At 44.3% G+C, this 18,978-nt stretch carries 18 protein-coding genes and 1 tRNA gene; 6 read left to right on the plus strand and 13 right to left on the minus strand.

Annotation, left to right across the window (positions count from 1 at the left end; translation table 11 throughout):
• Positions 1-26 precede the first annotated feature (26 nt).
• From mnmE to NQ546_RS08790, 5 genes are all read right to left on the minus strand, one after another.
• Positions 27-1,412: a tRNA uridine-5-carboxymethylaminomethyl(34) synthesis GTPase MnmE gene (gene mnmE / locus NQ546_RS08770; RefSeq protein ID WP_004289761.1), complete on the minus strand. Its 1,386-nt coding sequence runs from the start codon at positions 1,410-1,412 to the stop codon at positions 27-29.
• A gap of 409 nt (positions 1,413-1,821) precedes the next feature.
• On the minus strand, positions 1,822-2,700 hold the full coding sequence (locus tag NQ546_RS08775) for a nucleoside phosphorylase (RefSeq protein ID WP_004289762.1): 879 nt from the start codon (positions 2,698-2,700) through the stop codon (positions 1,822-1,824).
• A gap of 92 nt (positions 2,701-2,792) precedes the next feature.
• The gene (floA, locus tag NQ546_RS08780; RefSeq protein WP_004289763.1) at positions 2,793-3,794 is read right to left on the minus strand and encodes a flotillin-like protein FloA; all 1,002 of its coding nucleotides are present in this window, start codon (positions 3,792-3,794) and stop codon (positions 2,793-2,795) included.
• A gap of 55 nt (positions 3,795-3,849) precedes the next feature.
• Complete coding sequence (locus NQ546_RS08785; RefSeq protein ID WP_004289764.1) at positions 3,850-4,317, minus strand: NfeD family protein; 468 nt, start codon at positions 4,315-4,317, stop codon at positions 3,850-3,852.
• Positions 4,318-4,324: 7 nt separating this feature from the next.
• The gene (locus NQ546_RS08790) at positions 4,325-5,755 is read right to left on the minus strand and encodes a tetratricopeptide repeat protein (RefSeq protein ID WP_004289765.1); all 1,431 of its coding nucleotides are present in this window, start codon (positions 5,753-5,755) and stop codon (positions 4,325-4,327) included.
• 136 nt (positions 5,756-5,891) lie between these two features.
• Here NQ546_RS08790 and NQ546_RS08795 point away from each other — a divergent pair, with 136 nt between their 5' ends.
• Both NQ546_RS08795 and NQ546_RS08800 read left to right on the plus strand, forming a co-directional pair.
• Complete coding sequence (locus NQ546_RS08795) at positions 5,892-6,638, plus strand: ATP-binding protein (protein ID WP_021939998.1); 747 nt, start codon at positions 5,892-5,894, stop codon at positions 6,636-6,638.
• Between the two features lie 44 nt (positions 6,639-6,682).
• Positions 6,683-7,051: a DMT family protein gene (locus tag NQ546_RS08800; protein WP_004289767.1), complete on the plus strand. Its 369-nt coding sequence runs from the start codon at positions 6,683-6,685 to the stop codon at positions 7,049-7,051.
• A gap of 48 nt (positions 7,052-7,099) precedes the next feature.
• On the opposite strand, the gene NQ546_RS08805 is transcribed toward NQ546_RS08800, so the two are convergent.
• The 6 genes from NQ546_RS08805 to NQ546_RS08830 all read right to left on the minus strand — a co-directional run bounded on the left by NQ546_RS08805 (position 7,100) and on the right by NQ546_RS08830 (position 11,574).
• Complete coding sequence (locus NQ546_RS08805; protein ID WP_004289768.1) at positions 7,100-8,122, minus strand: FAD:protein FMN transferase; 1,023 nt, start codon at positions 8,120-8,122, stop codon at positions 7,100-7,102.
• A gap of 95 nt (positions 8,123-8,217) precedes the next feature.
• A complete protein-coding gene (locus tag NQ546_RS08810; protein ID WP_004289769.1) occupies positions 8,218-8,799 on the minus strand; it encodes a manganese efflux pump MntP in 582 nt (193 codons plus the stop codon).
• Positions 8,800-8,803: 4 nt separating this feature from the next.
• A complete protein-coding gene (locus NQ546_RS08815; protein ID WP_004289770.1) occupies positions 8,804-9,571 on the minus strand; it encodes a DUF6048 family protein in 768 nt (255 codons plus the stop codon).
• The gene (locus NQ546_RS08820; RefSeq protein ID WP_004289771.1) at positions 9,540-10,025 is read right to left on the minus strand and encodes a DUF6452 family protein; all 486 of its coding nucleotides are present in this window, start codon (positions 10,023-10,025) and stop codon (positions 9,540-9,542) included. Before NQ546_RS08820 ends, NQ546_RS08815 begins: the two co-directional genes overlap by 32 nt.
• Positions 10,026-10,027: 2 nt before the next feature.
• Complete coding sequence (locus NQ546_RS08825) at positions 10,028-10,981, minus strand: glycosyltransferase family 2 protein (RefSeq protein ID WP_004289772.1); 954 nt, start codon at positions 10,979-10,981, stop codon at positions 10,028-10,030.
• A gap of 65 nt (positions 10,982-11,046) precedes the next feature.
• On the minus strand, positions 11,047-11,574 hold the full coding sequence (locus NQ546_RS08830; protein ID WP_004289773.1) for a DUF4199 domain-containing protein: 528 nt from the start codon (positions 11,572-11,574) through the stop codon (positions 11,047-11,049).
• Positions 11,575-11,805: 231 nt separating this feature from the next.
• On the opposite strand from NQ546_RS08830, the gene NQ546_RS08835 reads away from it, so the two are divergent.
• Positions 11,806-11,879 (plus strand) — tRNA-Thr (locus tag NQ546_RS08835).
• A 61-nt stretch (positions 11,880-11,940) separates the two neighbouring features.
• Here the strand turns inward: NQ546_RS08835 and eno are convergent.
• Together eno and crcB are read right to left on the minus strand one after the other, a co-directional pair.
• Complete coding sequence (gene eno, locus NQ546_RS08840; protein ID WP_004289774.1) at positions 11,941-13,227, minus strand: phosphopyruvate hydratase; 1,287 nt, start codon at positions 13,225-13,227, stop codon at positions 11,941-11,943.
• A gap of 84 nt (positions 13,228-13,311) precedes the next feature.
• A complete protein-coding gene (gene crcB / locus NQ546_RS08845; protein WP_004289775.1) occupies positions 13,312-13,689 on the minus strand; it encodes a fluoride efflux transporter CrcB in 378 nt (125 codons plus the stop codon).
• A 605-nt stretch (positions 13,690-14,294) separates the two neighbouring features.
• Between crcB and NQ546_RS08850 the strand changes: the two genes are divergently transcribed.
• From NQ546_RS08850 to NQ546_RS08860, 3 genes are all read left to right on the plus strand, one after another.
• Positions 14,295-14,777 (plus strand): HU family DNA-binding protein, encoded by a 483-nt coding sequence (locus tag NQ546_RS08850; protein WP_004289776.1) that lies wholly within the window; start codon positions 14,295-14,297, stop codon positions 14,775-14,777.
• Between the two features lie 174 nt (positions 14,778-14,951).
• Positions 14,952-17,114 (plus strand): glycoside hydrolase family 97 protein, encoded by a 2,163-nt coding sequence (locus NQ546_RS08855; protein WP_004289777.1) that lies wholly within the window; start codon positions 14,952-14,954, stop codon positions 17,112-17,114.
• Positions 17,115-17,389: 275 nt separating this feature from the next.
• Positions 17,390-18,799, plus strand: coding sequence for an amidophosphoribosyltransferase (locus NQ546_RS08860; RefSeq protein WP_004289778.1), 1,410 nt, complete (start codon positions 17,390-17,392; stop codon positions 18,797-18,799).
• Positions 18,800-18,978 lie beyond the last annotated feature (179 nt).

Raw genomic sequence — 18,978 nt, forward strand, 5'->3', positions numbered from 1 at the left:
ATAATCAATTGATTAGTTCTTAAGAATCATTTCCCGACGCAAAAATGTTGGAATATATTCTGTAATACCATATCATTTGTCACCTCTCCCGCAATATCACTCAAATGGAAAATACATTCCCGAATATCTTGTGACACGAAATCTCCGGAAAGATTATTTACCAAGCCTTCTTGTACTCGGTGGATAGCTTCTAATGCATTGTTTAATGCTTCATAGTGGCGGACATTGGTAACAATAACGTCATTTTGAGTAATGGTAGGAAGATGTGCAGATGTTATTAGCATTTGTTGCAGTTCTTCGATATGTTCTCGTTTTTTAGCAGATATGACGATTGATTTTACGTCGTCAGGGAAATTGGTAGGGATATCATTCTGTATATTAGCCACCAGATCGACTTTATTATAAACAAGGATGAGTTGTTTGGCTCTACAGCGGGGAAGAAGTTGGCTGGATAGTTGTGTGATTTGAGTTTGGGCATTTGTAGCATCAATCATCCAAAGAACGATTTCTGCTTGGTCCAACTTTTGGAAAGTACGTTCAATACCAAGACTTTCAATTGTGTCGTTGGTTTCACGAATACCTGCCGTATCAATGAATCGGAAAGTAATTCCACCTATATTAACCGTATCCTCTATCACATCGCGTGTTGTACCATGAATATCGCTGACTATGGCTTTTTCTTCATTTAACAAGACATTAAGTAGGGTGGATTTTCCTGCATTTGTTTCGCCAATGATAGCTACCGGAACGCCATTCTTAATTGCGTTGCCTACATTAAAAGAGTTCACTAAGCGAACAATGACTTTTTCAATGTTATCCGCTAACAGACAAAGTTCGGAGCGATCGGCAAATTCCAATTCCTCGTGATCACTAAAATCCAGTTCAAGCTCAATGAGTGAGGTGAAATGTAGTAACTGGTTGCGTAGAGTGGTAAGTTCTTTGCTGAAACCACCGCGCATTTGGCTCATGGCAAGACGATGAGTCGCTGCGGAAGATGAAGCGATAAGGTCGGCAACGGCTTCCGCTTGACTTAAATCCATTTTTCCATTAAGAAATGCACGTTGAGTGTATTCGCCCGGTTGGGCCATGCGGCAACCATTCTTAATCAATAGCTGTAGCACTTTTTGTAAAATGTAGGCTGAACCATGACATGTGATTTCTGTACTGTTTTCACCTGTATAGGAGTGAGGAGCACGAAACAAGCTGACAAGCACTTCATCTATAATTTCAGAACCTTCATGAATCCGTCCAAAAGTAAGCGTATAAGGTTTGCTCTCCTCCAACCTTTTATTGCTAATGGCAGGGGTAAAAATACGGGATGTGATTTCGATAGCTTCCGGTCCGGAAACTCGAATACATCCAATAGCCCCTCCCTGGGCAGTGGCTATGGCACAGATAGTATCTTGATTCATGATTTTCAGTTTGTTTTTATTCGACAAAGATAACGGTTTATCATAAAAAAATGATGTAACTTCTTGGCTTTTATTGTAACTTTATATAAATCAATAACTTTAGATGAAGCATCTATATAGGCTGGCTATAACTTCTATTAGAAAAGTAATGATAGGGATGCAAAATAGGATGATTTTAATTTTTTGTAGATAGATGGTCTGTTTAAGAAATTTAAACTTCCTGAGCAGGATGGTGCATAGTAATAGAAAAGTGTGATTAGGCATCACAGCCTATGCCTGTTGTTGCCGTAATGGAACATTTATATTATACGGAACAACAATAGGACATAGCAAGCTGGATGTTATAAGATTATTGGAAAGCTTTAGATCGCGGTCTGAAAGAAACGTTCAAGGCTTTGTGTATAATCTTTTAAATTCGTTCGAGTACCTTAAGAATCAGGTGATCAATAGTGTTTTTATATCCTGTATTGGCTTCTTTTATTAATCGGTTGGCAATTACCATGCAGACCGTCATGGCTTTATGTCCCATTAGGCGGCTGAGGCCTGCCAATGCGGAACTCTCCATTTCAAAATTAGTGATTTTGTAGCCATTGTATTCGAATTTTTCGATTTTCTCATTTTGATATGGATCTGCTAATGGCACACGTAGCTCACGTCCTTGTGGACCAAAGAAACCGCCGGCTGCAATGGTAACACCACGCACCATGTCATCTCCGGCTATGCGATCTATCAGCTCTGCACTTGCATCAATAACATAGGGAGCGGGAGCGCACATATTGCCCGACCAGCCCATATGATTGAGGAAAGCACGTTCAAAAGGAAGGTCGCAAACAGAGTTACGTCCGGCATAGAAGTTCAGTAAGCCGTCGAAACCTATCGATTTGGCAGAACAAACGAAGGTCCCTACGGGGGTATAAGGCTGTAGGCCACCACAAGTGCCGATGCGTACCAGTTCTAATTGGCGCAGTTGTTTTTTTTCTTCCCGCGTTTGGAAATCAATATTGGCTAGCGCATCCAATTCATTCATGACAATATCAATATTGTCGCAACCAATACCGGTGGAGACAACGGTGATACGTTTGCCTTTATAAGTACCTGTAATTGTTTTGAATTCGCGACTCTCTACTTCACATTCTTTATTTTCGAAGTGGGAAGCAACCAGCGCTACCCGGTCGGGATCACCTACGAGGATTATTTTATCTGCCAGCCATTCGGGCTTTACATGCAAATGGAAAACGGAACCGTCTTCATTGATAATTAGTTCGGAAGATGCAAAATACTTTTTCATGTTACAGGATATTATGATTGTTTATAAATAGAAAACGTCGGTAACCGGTTTCTGTTCACCAGTTCCGACGTTTATATCAATCGCTTTACCGGTTATTTGCTTAATGGTTGGTTGGATATGCCTGTTGTCGGTTTGGCAATGTTTTCGCGCATCGAAGTATCGGCCTCGATGTTTTTCATGCGATAATAATCCATTATACCTAAATTACCATTACGGAATGCTTCTGCCATAGCCTTAGGAACTTCTGCTTCTGCTTCAATAACTTTGGCGCGTGCTTCCTGTGCTTTGGCTTTCATTTCCTGCTCACTGGCAACTGCCATGGCGCGACGTTCCTCAGCTTTGGCTTGAGCAATGTTCTTGTCTGCATTTGCTTGGTCTATTTGCAAAGCGGCACCAATGTTTTTGCCTATGTCAATGTCGGCAATATCGATAGATAGAATTTCAAAAGCGGTACCGGCATCCAATCCTTTGCGAAGTACCAATTTGGAAATAGAATCCGGATTTTCCAGAACAGATTTATGATTTTCGGAAGAACCGATAGATGATACGATACCTTCGCCAACACGAGCTAAAATAGTATCTTCTCCGGCACCACCCACCAATTGCCGGATATTGGCACGCACAGTTACACGAGCTTTGGCAATCAGCTGAATTCCATCTTTTGCCACAGCCGTAACAGGTGGGGTGTCAATAACTTTAGGGTTTACAGACATTTGAACTGCTTCGAACACATCACGTCCGGCAAGGTCAATGGCAGTAGCCATTTGAAAAGGTAATTCAATGTTGGCTTTGGAAGCAGATACCAAAGCATGCACCACTTTCTCAACGTGACCTCCTGCAAGGTAGTGTGCTTCTAATTCGTCACGTGTGATGTTGCTTAGACCGGCTTTATGTGCTTCAATCAAGCCCGGCACAATGATGTAAGGCGGTACATTACGGATACGCATCAGAAATAGTTGGACCAGTGATATGTTTACCCCCGAAACTTTAGCGGATAACCATAGGAAAAACGGTACGTAATGGAAAAACAGTACCAGGAAAATAATACCACCTACAATAATGAAGGCAGTGAGATACATTGTGCTTGGATCCATGATTTTAGTTATTAGTTATTACTTATTACTTAATTGATTATTGGTGATTTATGATTTACTTTTTCTTCTCCACAAGTATTACTCCGTCTGTAATGCGGTTTACTATAATAGGAGTTTTCTCATTCAGAAAACCATCTGTGGATTTGACTTCTACGATATCGCCGTTTATTTCAGCATATCCGATAAGGGCAAGGCGGGTCGTTGTAACACCTGTGTCGCCTATTTTCACTTTTTCTTCGGCGCTTCGGTCTATCTTTGAAGTAATATTCTTTTTCAAGGCTATCTTGTCTAAAGTTTTGGAACGCATAAACCATATCAGCGAGCCAACACAGGCTATGGCAGATACGGCAAGTGTGATGAAGCCTGCTGTTGTTCCTATATTGGTAAATGCATAATAATTGGCATAAATGATGCAACCGCCTGCCAGAAAACCGGCGATGCTGATACCCGGTACTATGAATAATTCCACTAAGAACAGTATAACTGCTGCTACGACTAATACTATGATAATGAAGATGTCCATAGTTTTTCTATTTAATGGTTTGTTTTTCTAATTTACGCACTTGGATAACAGATTGATCTATTTCCGTGGCCAATTGTTGTACACGTTTTTCCAAGTCAAGTATAGCTGGAGCCATTTGGGCTTTTTCGTTTTGATTGGCACGAGAATATTGGGTACGTATATTTTCCAGTTTACTCTGTTGCTGATGATAGCTTTCTTTCAATTGAAGATATTTTTTGAATTGTGCTTTTGCCTGTGGAGAACGGAAATCGGTCGCATAGTGATAGATATGCTGGTCATCAATCACAAATTCGAATTCATGGTGTTTCTTTATTTCCGGCTTTTCCTGCATCACTTTTTGTAACCGGCTTTGGGCATCAGCCACTAAGTTCTCATCTGTCCATGTATCCTTAATGGAATGAAGTTGGGCAAGTTTTATCAATTTGCCTTTATCCATGTTTTCATAGTTGTATACCTGTTTGGATGATGCCGGAATGAATACATATATGCAGACTTTATCCTCCGGCTGATAACGGTCTGATGCAAACCAGCCTAAGTTATTGAATTCGTCTATAACATACATATAATCGTTGTAGGGGGAGTTGAAAGGCATGCCTACATTCTCCGGAGCCAGATAGGTGTCTGTATTCATGTTATAGCGCGTTACAAAAATATCATAGTTTCCCATAGATGCAGGACCGTCTGCGGCATAATAAATAGTGATGCCGTCTGCCAACACATAAGGATAGTTGGCATTCATTGATTCATTGATACTGCCGGGAAGCATGTTGCCTTTGCCCCATTCATCCATCATCTTGTTGCGTGATAGGATGTTGAGTGTGCTGTCTTTCTGCAACTCGCTATAATAGATTTTATTTCCCAATTCTGTTTCGTACACAGTGCCACCCTTGCCATTGGAGTTTTTAAAGTAGGTGTCATACATAAAAAGTTTGCCGGATTCAGGGCTGATTTTGTATGCTTTGAGAAAATCTTTTTTGTCTACCACAAAACTGTCAATGAAGCAGACTTCCTCTACGCCTTTTAGCATACGGAGGTTTGCTTTACTTTTTTCCAACAGTTTTTCCGCTTCGGCTGTAGGGCGTCTTCTTTTGGTCAGTTCGGCAATATATTCTTCGAAAGTGTTGACTGCATCTTCAAATCGGTAGGTGGCATTATAGGCCTGTGCCAAATAAAGCTGCCCACCGGCAGCCCGACGTTTTACGGCTGTTTCTAAATACTTGATAGCTTCCTCCGCTTCCCCTGTGTTTAAACAGCACACGCCATACCACAGATTATAACTTCCGTTGTTAGGCTGTGATTTGACGAATTTTTTAAAAGCTGGTTTGGCTTGGTCATATTGGCCTTTCTCATAGAGCGCTTTAGCTTGTGTAAGGGTTTGCGCTGAAATATTCATTCCAAAGAAACCTAATAACAAAAGCAGTATATATTTTTTCTTCATATATGAAAATCTTTTTAATGAGTTCAAAAATACAAATTTATCGGGAATAAAGCGGTTTTCTGTGATTCTATTATGTTAATTCTTCTTTAAATGATTCTTTTCAACTACTTTTGCAGCCGATTTTTAAATGATTTTTATGGCACAATTTACAGAGGAAGAAAAGACTTTGCGGCGTATTGAAAAGCGGTTCGGTAAAGGAGTGGTGGAATATGGGCTTATAGAAGAGGGCGATCGGATTCTTATCGGACTTTCCGGAGGAAAAGATTCTCTGGCGCTGGTTGAATTGTTGGCGCGTCGTTCCCGGATTTTGAAGCCGAGATTTTCTGTTATTGCTGTTCATGTGGTAATGAAGAACATTCCTTATCAAAGTGATGTGGATTATCTCAGAAATTATACGGAGTCATGTGGGATACCTTTTGTTCTGTATGAAACGGAGTTTGATGCAAGTACGGACACTCGTAAGTCACCTTGTTTTTTATGTTCTTGGAATCGGCGGAAAGCTTTGTTTACTGTGGCAAAGGAGCAAAAGTGCAACAAGATAGCCTTGGGACATCATATGGATGACATTCTGGAGACCTTGCTGATGAACATTACTTATCAGGGTACATTCAGTTCAATGCCGCCGCGATTGGTAATGAAGAAGTTTGATATGACAATCATCCGGCCCATGTGTCTTGTGCATGAGGCGGATTTAATGGAACTGGCAGAGATAAGGGCATATAGGAAACAAGTGAAGAACTGCCCTTATGAATCGCAGTCAAGCCGGAGTGCGATGAAAAGAATTTTGCACCAACTGGAAGAAATGAATCCGGAAGCCCGATATAGCTTATGGGGGAGTATGAGTAATGTGCAGGAAGAATTGTTGCCGAGGAAATTAAAATAAGATTAAAAAAAGTTAGTAAGTAACCTCATTTAAGTAATCATTATATGAAAGCTTTTTATACTATTCTACTATTGATTGTATCCAATGTCTTTATGACATTTGCTTGGTACGGGCATTTGAAATTGCAGGAAATGAAAGTAATTTCCAATTGGCCACTTTATGCTGTAATTTTGTTTTCGTGGATGATAGCTTTGGCAGAGTATGCATTTCAGATTCCGGCAAATCGTATTGGTTTTATCGGTAATGGCGGTCCTTTTTCGTTAATGCAGTTAAAAGTTATTCAGGAAGTGGTGACACTTATTATTTTTACGATATTTACCACTGTTCTCTTTAAAGGAGAGTCTTTGCATTGGAATCATTTTGCGGCATTTGTTTGCTTGGTATTGGCGGTGTATTTTGTCTTTTATAAATAGAGGATTGGATTAGCGGATCTCTTTCCGCTAATCCAATCCTCTATACTATTATTTACCTGTGATATATTTGCTCATACCTTTCGTGTAGAACATTTGGAATTCTCCCTTGTCATCCGTATATATGAAACATGCGTCAAGATCGGGGTGAGCATTGGCAAAACGTTCGGCCTCTTCCAGTCCCATGACCATGAAAGCAGTAGCGTAGGCGTCGGCGCTCATGCAATCCCGGGCAATGACTGTTGCCGACAAGATGTTATGTTGTACAGGGTATCCTGTGCGTGGATCTATGGTGTGAGCGTATTTCTTTCCGTCTTTGTAGTAATAGTTCCGGTAATTGCCTGAAGTGGCGATGCCCATGTCGGTCACTTGCAATATGGTTTGTAACTCTTGATTTACGGCAAGTGAGTCATCTACCGGCTTGTTGATGCCGATGCGCCATAAACTTTTCTTCGGGTTTTCTCCGCGAACCACTACTTCACCGCCTATATCCACCATGAAGTTACCGATGCCTTTTTTTTCTAATAATTGTGCAATGACATCCACTGCGTAACCTTTGGCTACGGCGCTGCATGAAAGCATGATGCGAGGGTCTTGTTTGATAACCTTCCCTTCGGCAGATAATGAAACTTTTGAATAACCTGTAATATCTAATAGGCTGTCTATCATAGCTGAATCAGGGAATGCACCTTTCTTGAATCCGAACCCCCAAGCATTGGCCAACGGAGCTACTGTAATGTCAAAGGCCCGTCCGGTCTCTTGGGATATCTCCATGCTGCGGCGGAATACGTTAATAAAGAAAGTGTCGGGGATGATGTCTTCGTTTCGGTTGATACGCGTAATGGTGGCCGTATCGTTGAAAGGGGATAACGAACCGTCAAAACGTTTGAGCTCTGCTTCAATTTCGGACTTCAGATCGCTGTCATACTGGTAAGTTATGTTATATACTGTTCCAAAAATCAGCCCGCTGGCGGTTCGATAAGGGATGGCACGATTGTGTCGTGCGAGTATTCCGATAGTGCCTAATACAAGCAAGGCAACCCACAAAAAATTCCGTTGTACTTTCTTGTCCATAATATTTAATGCTAAGTTAATAACCCTCAAAAGGATAATCCTCCTCCGGCTTTCCTCTGTTCTCTATTGGGATTTGGGGCTTTCTATTCTTGATATCAACTGCAAAACAGGTGCTCTATCAATATCTTTGTGCCTATGATAATAAGGATGACGCCACCCCAGAGTTCTGCGCGTAATTTGCGGGCAATGCCACATCCGAAACGGATACCGAACATCAGTCCGACAAATGATAAGGCAAATGATACAAATCCTATGATGCCGATAGAAGGCAGTATGGATGAAAAACTGCGGACACCCAGAAATGCAAATGAAACACCGACTGCCAGCGCGTCGATACTGGTGGCTACCGCTAATGCCGAAACCACTTTTAGGCTGGTAGGGTCAAATTCATGTCTGCAATCTTCATCTTTGAAAGATTCCAAGACCATACGCCCTCCAAGAAAAGCCAGAATAGCAAAAGCTATCCAATGGTCTATGTTTTCAATGAGATGGCTGAAAAAGCTGGCTCCTATCCAGCCAAGTAGCGGCATGAGTGCCTGAAAAAAACCGAAAGCCAGTGCCATTATCAGCATCGGACGCATCCGGACACGTTTCAATATAATACCGCTGGCAATAGATACTGCGAAACAATCCATTGCAAGTCCTATGGCAAGCAACCAGATTTCTAATCCTGTCATTGTTTTAGAATGGTAATTTATAGATTATTGTATAAGTGACCCCTGTGGTGTTTCCGTTGTATTTGCCATAACCCGGTACGTACCATGGGTCTCCATATTCGGCAACGGAAGAACTCAGACGGAATTTGAAGCGTAATGCCCAGCCCATATACAGGCTTTTCCACACATGTGCCCGTATGCCGACACAAAATTCCGCCCATTGCATTGAACCTTTCATTCCTTTATGGTCAAAAGGCAGGCTGCCTCCCCAGATACCGTCTATCAGGTTCGGATTGCCTAAGCTACCACCGTATTCAGGGTCGCTGACAGCCAATGATTCCACATCGTATTTGAAGCTGGTTGCTGCATAGCGCAGACCCACAAGTATCATGTGTCCATGTTTCTTGTTATAGAGTGCGTTATAATCCATGCCGATGCGAAAATAGGGAGCGCCGGTTTTATAATGTATTCCTTTGTCGCTCCAGGTATCTGTGTTGCCATAGCCGAATTCTACCGTTGGGAAAAAACGGTTTTTGAGGCTTACGTCAACCGCTACCTCGCTACTGAAAAAGTCACTTCCAAGCAGTTTGCCTCCGGGACCCCATAAATCTGCGCTGATGGAGATGCCGTTGTAGAGAGGATAGTGCACCTCCTCCTTGGCATCCTTTTTTTCCGTTTTGGGCGGAGTGGTTGCCGGTGGGGCGGAGATATTACTGTTTTGTGCCTGCAATGGGAGAGACAGCAGTAAACAGAGTGCCAGACTAATAGAATAGTTTAAGATTTTCTGTACCATAAATTCCGGCTTCTTTATTTACAATGCGAATAGAATCAAGACTGTGACGGCTGTAATTGACATCTTTAATGCTCTGTTTCATTTGATAACCGCAGTCCATTGACAGGAAGTAAGGCGTATTGGTTTGATAAACAACGAGTGTATCTGTCAATGTTTTGCTGTAACGGAATACAAGTACGGTGGAGTCGGCGGTATATCTTAAAGGAAGTGAGAGGTCATGCACTTTCTTCTGGTTGTTGATGATAATGGAATCCGTACCGAAAGCGGTGACAGTCAGCGAGTCCAACGTATCATTGGAAACAACTTCTGTTTCGGGGTCTAATGTGTAGAAGTAACACTGCATCATGGCTCGTGTGGCCATTGAGCAGTCCGCTTCTTCCGAACAAGATATTACTACGCTAAGGATAGGGAAGAGAAAGGCTCCGGTTATGATGAATTTGACTAATGCTTTCATGGTTAAATCATTTTCTCGATTTGATACTTGTTACGTTCCGGCGCATTGCGGGATATCAGTTCGCCGAGGAAACCTGCCACAAACAGTTGGGTTCCGATAATCATGGATGTTAATGACAGATAGAAATAAGGGGAGTCTGTCACAAGTCGGTATGGCATGCCTTGATTCATGTAATACAGTTTACTGGCGCCGACAATAATTACGGCAATGAATCCGATGAAAAACATCAGCGATCCCAATATGCCGAAGAAGTGCATAGGCTTGATGCCGAAGGTGGAAAGGAACCAAAGGGAAATTAAATCCAGATAACCGTTAAAGAAACGGTTCCAGCCGCCGAATTTGGTTTTGCCGAATTTTCGTGCCTGATGATGCACCACTTTCTCGCCGATCTTCTTGAAACCGGCATTTTTGGCGAGGTAGGGTATGTAACGGTGCATTTCACCGTACACTTCTATGTTTTTTATCACCTCTTTGCGGTAGGCTTTCAGGCCGCAATTAAAATCATGCAGGTTTTTTATGCCGGAAACCTTACGTGCGGTAGCGTTGAACAGCTTAGTCGGTATGGTTTTTGACAAGGGGTCATATCTTTTCTGCTTCCAGCCGGATACCAGGTCGTAGCCTTCTTCCGTAATCATGCGGTATAGTTCCGGAATTTCGTCGGGACTGTCCTGTAAGTCTGCGTCCATTGTAATCACGACATTTCCTTGCGCTTGGTCAAAACCGCAATAGAGTGCCGGCGACTTGCCATAATTACGGCGGAATTTTATTCCCCGTACTTTGTCCGAGCCGGCTTGCAGCTGCTCTATTATCTGCCAGGAGTGGTCGGTACTTCCGTCGTTAACGAAAATAATTTCATAAGAAAAGTTATGAGCTTTCATTACCCTCTCAATCCATGCAAACAATTCCGGAAGAGACTCTTCTTCATTATATAAAGGAATGACTACTGAAATATCCATTTGCTTATTTATGATTTTAACTATGTTACACTATGCCTGGTTTATCTGAAATCTGCCGTCGCTTGTCATTCTTTCTTGCGTCTCATTACGAATAAGGCGGTGGGAAGGGCCAGCAGCGAACCGCAAAACACGTTCCATGACACCAATTGCATGGTAATGTCTATGGGGGTGAGCGATTTCACATTGTCCAATGTCTCTTGAAATACATCGGTATAGGCTTCTATGCCGGGTACGCCGCTTTGTTTCAAGATATCAATTTGTGATTCGTAGGCATTGATGACAAATCCGTGGTCTATGAAACGGAAATAAATGTAATGTGCCATTGCCGTCAATAATGCGGCGAACATGTACATGAACACTGTGAATATCCATGCGTGCAGGAAACTGATGCTGCCGCCGCATGCTGTATTACGGTACATTCGTACGTAGTAATACCCCATAAACGGAACGCATATCGTAAGTCCCATAAAGAGGAAAGATAAAAACGGAGTTGTCAGGCCCAAAGGGAAAAGGATGAATTTTAAAATCCAATATCCGCCCAGATAGGTGCCGAACAACATTGCATATTGCATGTAACCTTTATTTTCTGCCATTTTTCTTAGAAATATGGCGCAAAGTTATAAATAATATTGGTTGTAGACCCTGTATTCTTGTTAAAGTTGAAAAAAGTTAGGGCAAGGTATTGCGGATTTAAAAATTTTATCTACCTTTGCACTCGCAAAACGGGTAAGTCCTATACGGCCAGCTCCCTTCGAATCCTCCAGGGCTTGATCGCAGCAAAGGTAGTTGGTTGTAGCGGCGCGATGTAGATAGCTTACCCACCCGCCTCTTTAGCTCAGTTGGCCAGAGCACGTGATTTGTAATCTCGGGGTCGTTGGTTCGAATCCGACAAGAGGCTCAAAAAGAAAAGAGATGTATCAGCCGATACATCTCTTTTCTTTTTTATATCTCATTGCTCACTATCCTTTTTTGATTCTTCTGTATCCATATATGGCGTTATTCCCCAGTTCCTCCTCGATGCGTAGCAGTTGGTTATATTTGGCCATGCGGTCCGAACGGCTCAAGGAACCGGTCTTGATTTGTCCGCTGTTGGTGGCTACGGCAATGTCGGCAATGGTGGAGTCTTCCGTTTCGCCCGAACGGTGTGAGGTAACGGTGGTGTATCCATGGCGGTGTGCCATTTCGATGGCATTCAGAGTCTCTGTCAGGGAGCCGATTTGGTTTACCTTGATGAGTATGGAGTTTGCGCATCCTTTTTCGATGCCCATGGCGAGAAAATCCACATTGGTGACAAACAGGTCGTCACCCACCAACTGGCAGCGGTTTCCGATGCGGTCGGTCAGTTTCTTCCAGCCTTCCCAGTCGTTTTCGCTCATTCCGTCCTCGATAGAGTCTATCGGATATTTGTTGATCAGTTCTTCCAGATAGTCCACCTGTTCGCTGGCTGTACGTTTTTTGCCTTTCTCACCTTCAAATTTGCCATAGTCGTAAATTCCGTCGTGATAGAATTCGGAAGAAGCGCAGTCCATGGCAATCATCACGTCTTTGCCCGGTTCGTAGCCGGCAGCTTTAATGGCGGCAATGATTGAGTCCAAAGCATCTTCTGTTCCTGCCAGGGCGGGAGCAAAGCCGCCTTCATCGCCGACGGCGGTGCTGAGGCCGCGGTCGTGCAGCACCTTCTTCAAGGCGTGGAACACTTCTGCGCCCATGCGCAGGCCTTCACGAAAAGAAGTTGCCCCTACCGGGCGTATCATAAATTCCTGAAAAGCAATAGGGGCGTCACTGTGCGAACCGCCGTTGATGATGTTCATCATCGGAACAGGCATCACGTAGGTGTTTGTTCCGCCTATATAGCGATAGAGGGGGACGTCAAGATAGGCTGCGGCTGCTTTGGCCACGGCAAGTGAAACGCCCAGAATGGCATTGGCGCCCAGATTGGACTTGGTTTTTGTGCCGTCCAGTGCCAGCATGGCATGGTCGATGCTCATTTGTTCAAGGGCCGACATACCGACCAGTTTGGGAGCGATGATGTTGTTGATGTTGTTGACGGCTTTCAGCACACCTTTGCCGCCGTAGCGTTTTTTGTCGCCGTCGCGCAGTTCCAAAGCCTCATGTTCGCCGGTGGATGCGCCGGAGGGTACGGAAGCCCGGCCGGTGAAGCCCGACTCCAAAATCACATCAACTTCCACAGTGGGGTTTCCTCTTGAATCGAGGATTTCACGTCCGATAATCTTTTCTATTTTCATCTTCTTCTGTTTTAAGTGTAAATTCTATGAACAATAACAAACGAAGGTGGAAAATGGTTCGGACTTTCCCTTATGACTGTGATTTTAAAAAGTTCGCCCTACGATGCTTCCGCCCAATGCTGCGAATATGCCCAGCAGGATACTTAATAGAGTATATGTGGCGAACAGTCCGTAGAATCCTTGTTTCATCAGGATCAATCCGTCATTGGAGAATGTGGAAAAGGTGGTGAAGCCGCCGCACAATCCGGTGGTCAGCAACATGCGTACTTCCGTAGATAGGTTGAAACGTGCGGACAAGGCATAGAACAGCCCTATCAGAAAACTTCCGGTTATGTTGACGGCAAACGTGGCCCAGGGAAAGGAGTAGGGCACTATCCGTTCGTGAAGGGCCATTTGTACGCAATAGCGTAATAGGCTGCCGGTGCCGCCGCCCAGGAATACGGCTATCAGTATTTTAGTCATGATGCTTGTTTTTTTTGAGTATGTTTCAGGTTGCAAAGGTAATGAAGGCAGGGGAATTTCAACCAATCTTCGGGTGGGTTTTATGGGGTGGATGGAGATTTACTAAAACGTTGGGGGAGATTTAGTAAATCATTGCCGGAGATTTAGTAAATCGTCGGAGGGGTTTGAGTAAGCAGATAAAGAGAGGGCCGGGCAGGCGGTGTATTCGTTGGGTGAATACAGCCGGTTCCGGCTGTAAACCGAACCTGAGGGTTTAAGCGCTTAATTGTAGAGAGCATATCAGAGTCGGGCATTGATAATCTGTGATTTATCAGTCCGGATTGTAGAGATTGCCCCTGTTTCTTTCAAATTCCTTTCCCGCCTGATTTTTACTGTTGTAGAGATGCCTTTTTATTAACTGTTTGCTGTTTAGGTGTTTACGCAAAATGGTTGTAGATGCCCTTTCCTTGTGTTTCCGTCATTCTCCCCCTAACTTTGCAACATCGGATTTGAGAAACAAATGCAGAACTGTTGAGGCCTCGCAGTGAACTTTCGCTTCTTGAAAAAGATAAAGGGCTCCGGCCTGTTACATTATTATATAATAACCTTTTAAAACATTAAAAATTATGGGACTTCAGTATGTAGTAGCTAAACGTGTATTCGGTTTCGACAAGGATAAAAATGTGAAGTATGTAGCCAAATCCGTAGGGTCAGGCGAGTTAGGCACTGATAAATTGTGTGCCAAAGTGAGCCGTATCCTCGGTATCCACAGGAAAACGGTGGATTTGGTGGCTGCCGGTCTTGTAGACATCATGTCGGAAGAAATAGAGGACGGAAAGACTGTCCGTTTAGGAGATTTCGGGCTTTTCCGCCCTTCTTTTGTGGGAAAATGCGCTGATACGCAAGAGGGGGTGACGGCAAGCAATATTGTGCGTAAGCGTATTCTCTTCTTTCCGGGAAAGGCCTTCAGCGCGATGCTGGACAAGATGAGCGTCACCCGGATGGCAATGCCCGATACGGATTATACCGACGGCAGCCAGGGCAATGAAGGCAAGCCTGAAAATCCGGATATATCCGGTGGAGGTGAAGAAGAGGATCCTTTGGGATAAAGCCGAATCCTCCGAACCGGTAAGAAGATGAAGATGAGAATGAAGGGCAGTGGTGTCCTTCATTCTTATGCAAACGTTTTCTGACAAATTATCCGGATTTTATGCGATTGCTTCCTATATAATTCCTTATCCTGCTTATATTTGTGGCACGATAACTAATTAAAATACCATAGCATGAGAAACATGAAGACTATTTTCACTAAACTGGCCTGCTTCCTGCTCGCCCTTTTCATGAGCGGCGCAGCAATGGCCGAGAGCATTACTTCGCCTGACGGCCAACTCCGATTGAACTTTTCGGTAAATCCCCAGGGTGAACCTGTTTACGAACTTTCCTACAAAGGAAAAGCGGTTATTAAGCCCTCGAAACTCGGTCTGGAACTGAAAAATGATCCGGGATTGATGAACGGATTTACTTTGGCCGGTACCGAAACCTCTACGTTTGATGAAACCTGGGAACCGGTGTGGGGTGAAGTAAAACAAATCCGTAACCACTATAATGAAATGGCCGTAACGCTGAATCAGAAGGCGCAGGACCGCAATATCATCATTCGTTTCCGCCTCTTTGACGACGGTCTCGGCTTCCGTTACGAGTTCCCTTTGCAGAAGAACTTGAACTACTTTGTTATCAAGGAAGAACGTACCCAATTTGCTATGGCGGGCGACCATAAGGCGTTTTGGATACCGGGCGACTACGATACGCAGGAGTATGACTACATGGAGTCCAAACTTTCCGAAATACGCGGATTGATGGAGGAAGCTGTCACAGGCAACGCCTCGCAGACACAATTCTCTCCGACAGGTGTGCAGACCTCCCTTCAGATGAAGACGGCAGACGGATTGTACATCAACCTGCATGAAGCAGCTTTGGTGGACTATTCTTGTATGCACCTGAACCTGGACGACAAGAACCTGGTTTTTGAGTCTTGGCTGACCCCCGATGCAGTGGGTGACAAAGGCTATATGCAGGCTCCCTGCAAGTCGCCATGGCGTACGGTTATTGTCAGCGATGACGCACGCGACATCCTTGCTTCCAAGCTGACTCTGAACCTGAACGAACCTTGTGCCTATGAAGATGTTTCTTGGATTAAACCGGTGAAGTATGTAGGCGTATGGTGGGAAATGATTGCCGGCAAAAGCACTTGGGCATATACGGACGAACTGCCCTCCGTCAAGCTGGGCGAAACGGACTATTCCAAGACAAAGCCCAACGGACGCCATGGCGCCAACAATGAAAATGTGAAGAGATATATCGACTTTGCGGCTGCCAACGGTTTCGACCAAGTGCTGGTGGAAGGTTGGAACGAAGGCTGGGAAGACTGGTTCGGACATTCCAAAGATTATGTTTTCGACTTTGTAACCCCATACCCCGATTTCGATGTAAAGATGCTGAACGCTTACGCCAAGAGCAAAGGTGTGAAGCTGATGATGCATCATGAAACATCTTCTTCCGTCCGCAATTACGAACGCCACATGGACAAAGCCTATCAGTTCATGGTGGATAATGGTTATAATGCAGTGAAAAGCGGTTATGTAGGCAATATCATTCCGCGCGGAGAACACCACTACGGACAGTGGATGAACAACCACTATCTCTATGCCGTGAAGAAAGCCGCCGATTATAAGATTTGCGTCAACGGCCACGAAGCCGTACGCCCCACAGGTCTGTGCCGCACCTATCCTAACCTGATTGGCAACGAATCGGCCCGCGGAACCGAATATGAAGCCTTTGGCGGTAGCAAGCCGTTCCACACCACATTGCTTCCCTTTAACCGTCTTATCGGTGGCCCGATGGACTACACTCCGGGCATTTTCGATACCAAACTGGATTTTATGGGCGATTTGCCTCATGGGCAGGTGCAGACTACGCTTGCCAAGCAGCTGGCTCTTTATGTCACCCTTTACAGCCCTTTGCAGATGGCTGCCGATTTGGTTGAGAACTACGAGAAGCATATGGATGCTTTCCAGTTCATCAAAGATGTTGCCGTAGATTGGGACGACAGCAGGTATATCGAAGCGGAACCGGGTGACTATATCACCGTAGCGCGCAAGGCGAAAGGTACCGATAACTGGTTTGTTGGCGGCATTACGGATGAAAATGCCCGTACTGCCAACTTTACTCTCGACTTCCTGACGCCGGGCAAGCAATATGTGGCTACTTTGTATGCCGATGGCAAAGATGCCGACTACAAAGAAAATCCCACTTCCTATCAAATAAAGAAAGGCATTGTGACCAATAAGACAAAGATGTCTGTCAAGGAGGCACGTAGCGGCGGTTTTGCTTTGAGCTTGATTGAGGCTGCTCCTGCCGATAAGAAAACTGTGAAGAAATGGAAATGATTAAGGTAAAAAGAGTTTCCGATTAGGCATTAGTTGGCTCCCTGCCGGATTTGAAGTCCGGCAGGGAGCTTTTTTATAAACTTCACTTATCCGTCCGAGGTGCTTACACCTTTGATTGCAAACTGAGTTATTCTTCTTGTTTGCTCTTCCTGCATCGGGCTTGCCTGCGAAAATAAGTTTTTTTAGAAATTGTATTGGCAGAATATGGCGCTAACAAAGAAACTTCTTTGTACCTTTGCACACGTTAATAAAATAACTAATAACACAAGGAACTTATGGGAGGTTTTTTCGGAACAGTCGCCAAAGCAAGTTGCGTGGCAGATCTGTTTTACGGTACGGATTATAATTCGCATTTAGGGACAAAACGTGGTGGCTTGGCTACTTACGATCAGGAAGAAGCGGTGTTTAAGCGCTCTATTCACAATCTGGAAAGTACCTATTTCCGAACGAAGTTTGAAGATGAATTGGACAAATTCAAAGGAAATTCCGGCATTGGAATCATCAGCGACACAGATCCTCAACCTCTCATCTTAAATTCCCACCTCGGTCGTTTTGCCATTGTAACGGTTGCCAAGATTGTGAATCTGCAAGAACTGGAAGCCCAACTTCTGGAACAAAATATGCACTTCGCCGAATTGAGCTCCGGCAAAACCAATCAGACAGAACTTATAGCCCTGCTCCTGATACAAGGCAGAAACTTTGTGGAGGGCATCGAAAATGTATATAAGCATATCAAGGGTTCGTGCTCCATGCTGCTGCTTACGGAAGACGGCATTATTGCCGCCCGCGACCATTGGGGGCGTACTCCGGTCGTTATTGGTAAGAAAGACGGAGCTTATGCCGCAACAAGCGAGTCGAGCAGTTTTCCGAACTTGGGTTACGAGATAGACCGCTATTTGGGACCGGGAGAGATTGTCCGTCTGCATGCCGATAGGGTGGAGCAAATGCGCAAGCCCAATGAAGGAATGCAGATATGTTCTTTCCTGTGGGTTTATTACGGTTTTCCTACTTCGTGCTATGAGGGCAAGAATGTGGAGGAAGTGCGCTTTTCCTCCGGTCTGAAAATGGGACAGACCGATACCTCGGAGGTGGATTGTACTTGTGGAATTCCTGACTCCGGTGTGGGCATGGCGCTGGGATATGCCGAAGGAAAAGGTGTTCCCTATCATCGGGCCATTTCGAAATACACGCCTACATGGCCTCGCAGCTTTACTCCCAGCAGGCAGGAGTTGCGCTCACTGGTGGCGAAGATGAAGCTCATCCCTAATAGGGCTATGCTGGAAGGTAAGCGCTTGCTGTTCTGTGACGATTCCATTGTGCGTGGAACCCAGTTGCGCGATAATGTAAAGGTGCTTTACGAGTATGGAGCCAAAGAAGTCCACATACGCATCGCTTGTCCACCGTTGATATACAGTTGTCCGTTTGTAGGTTTCACTGCATCCAAAGGCGATTTGGAATTAATAACCCGTCGTGTCATCAAGGAACTGGAAGGGGATGAAAATAAGAATCTTGAGAAGTATGCCACTACCGGTTCGCCGGAGTATGAGAGAATGGTAGAGGTTATTCGCGAACGTTTCGGGCTTTCTTCCCTAAAATTCAATACTTTGGAAACATTGGTGGAAGCCATCGGACTTCCTAAGTGTAAACTGTGCACCCATTGTTTTGACGGTAGCAGTCATTTCTGATTGACAAATTGCTGCTGAAGAATAAAAAAGAGGCGTGAATTGCTTGGCAGTTCACGCCCCTTTTTTTAACTTTACGGCAGTAAAATAGTGATTAGGGTTTAGTGATAAGTGATTAATGCCGTTCGGATAAAGAAGGAGGGCGCGGTTGTTGTCTACGGACCGTTAATCGTTCATCACTG

Source organism: Bacteroides eggerthii, assembly GCF_025146565.1.
Taxonomy (GTDB): Bacteria; Bacteroidota; Bacteroidia; order Bacteroidales; family Bacteroidaceae; genus Bacteroides; species Bacteroides eggerthii.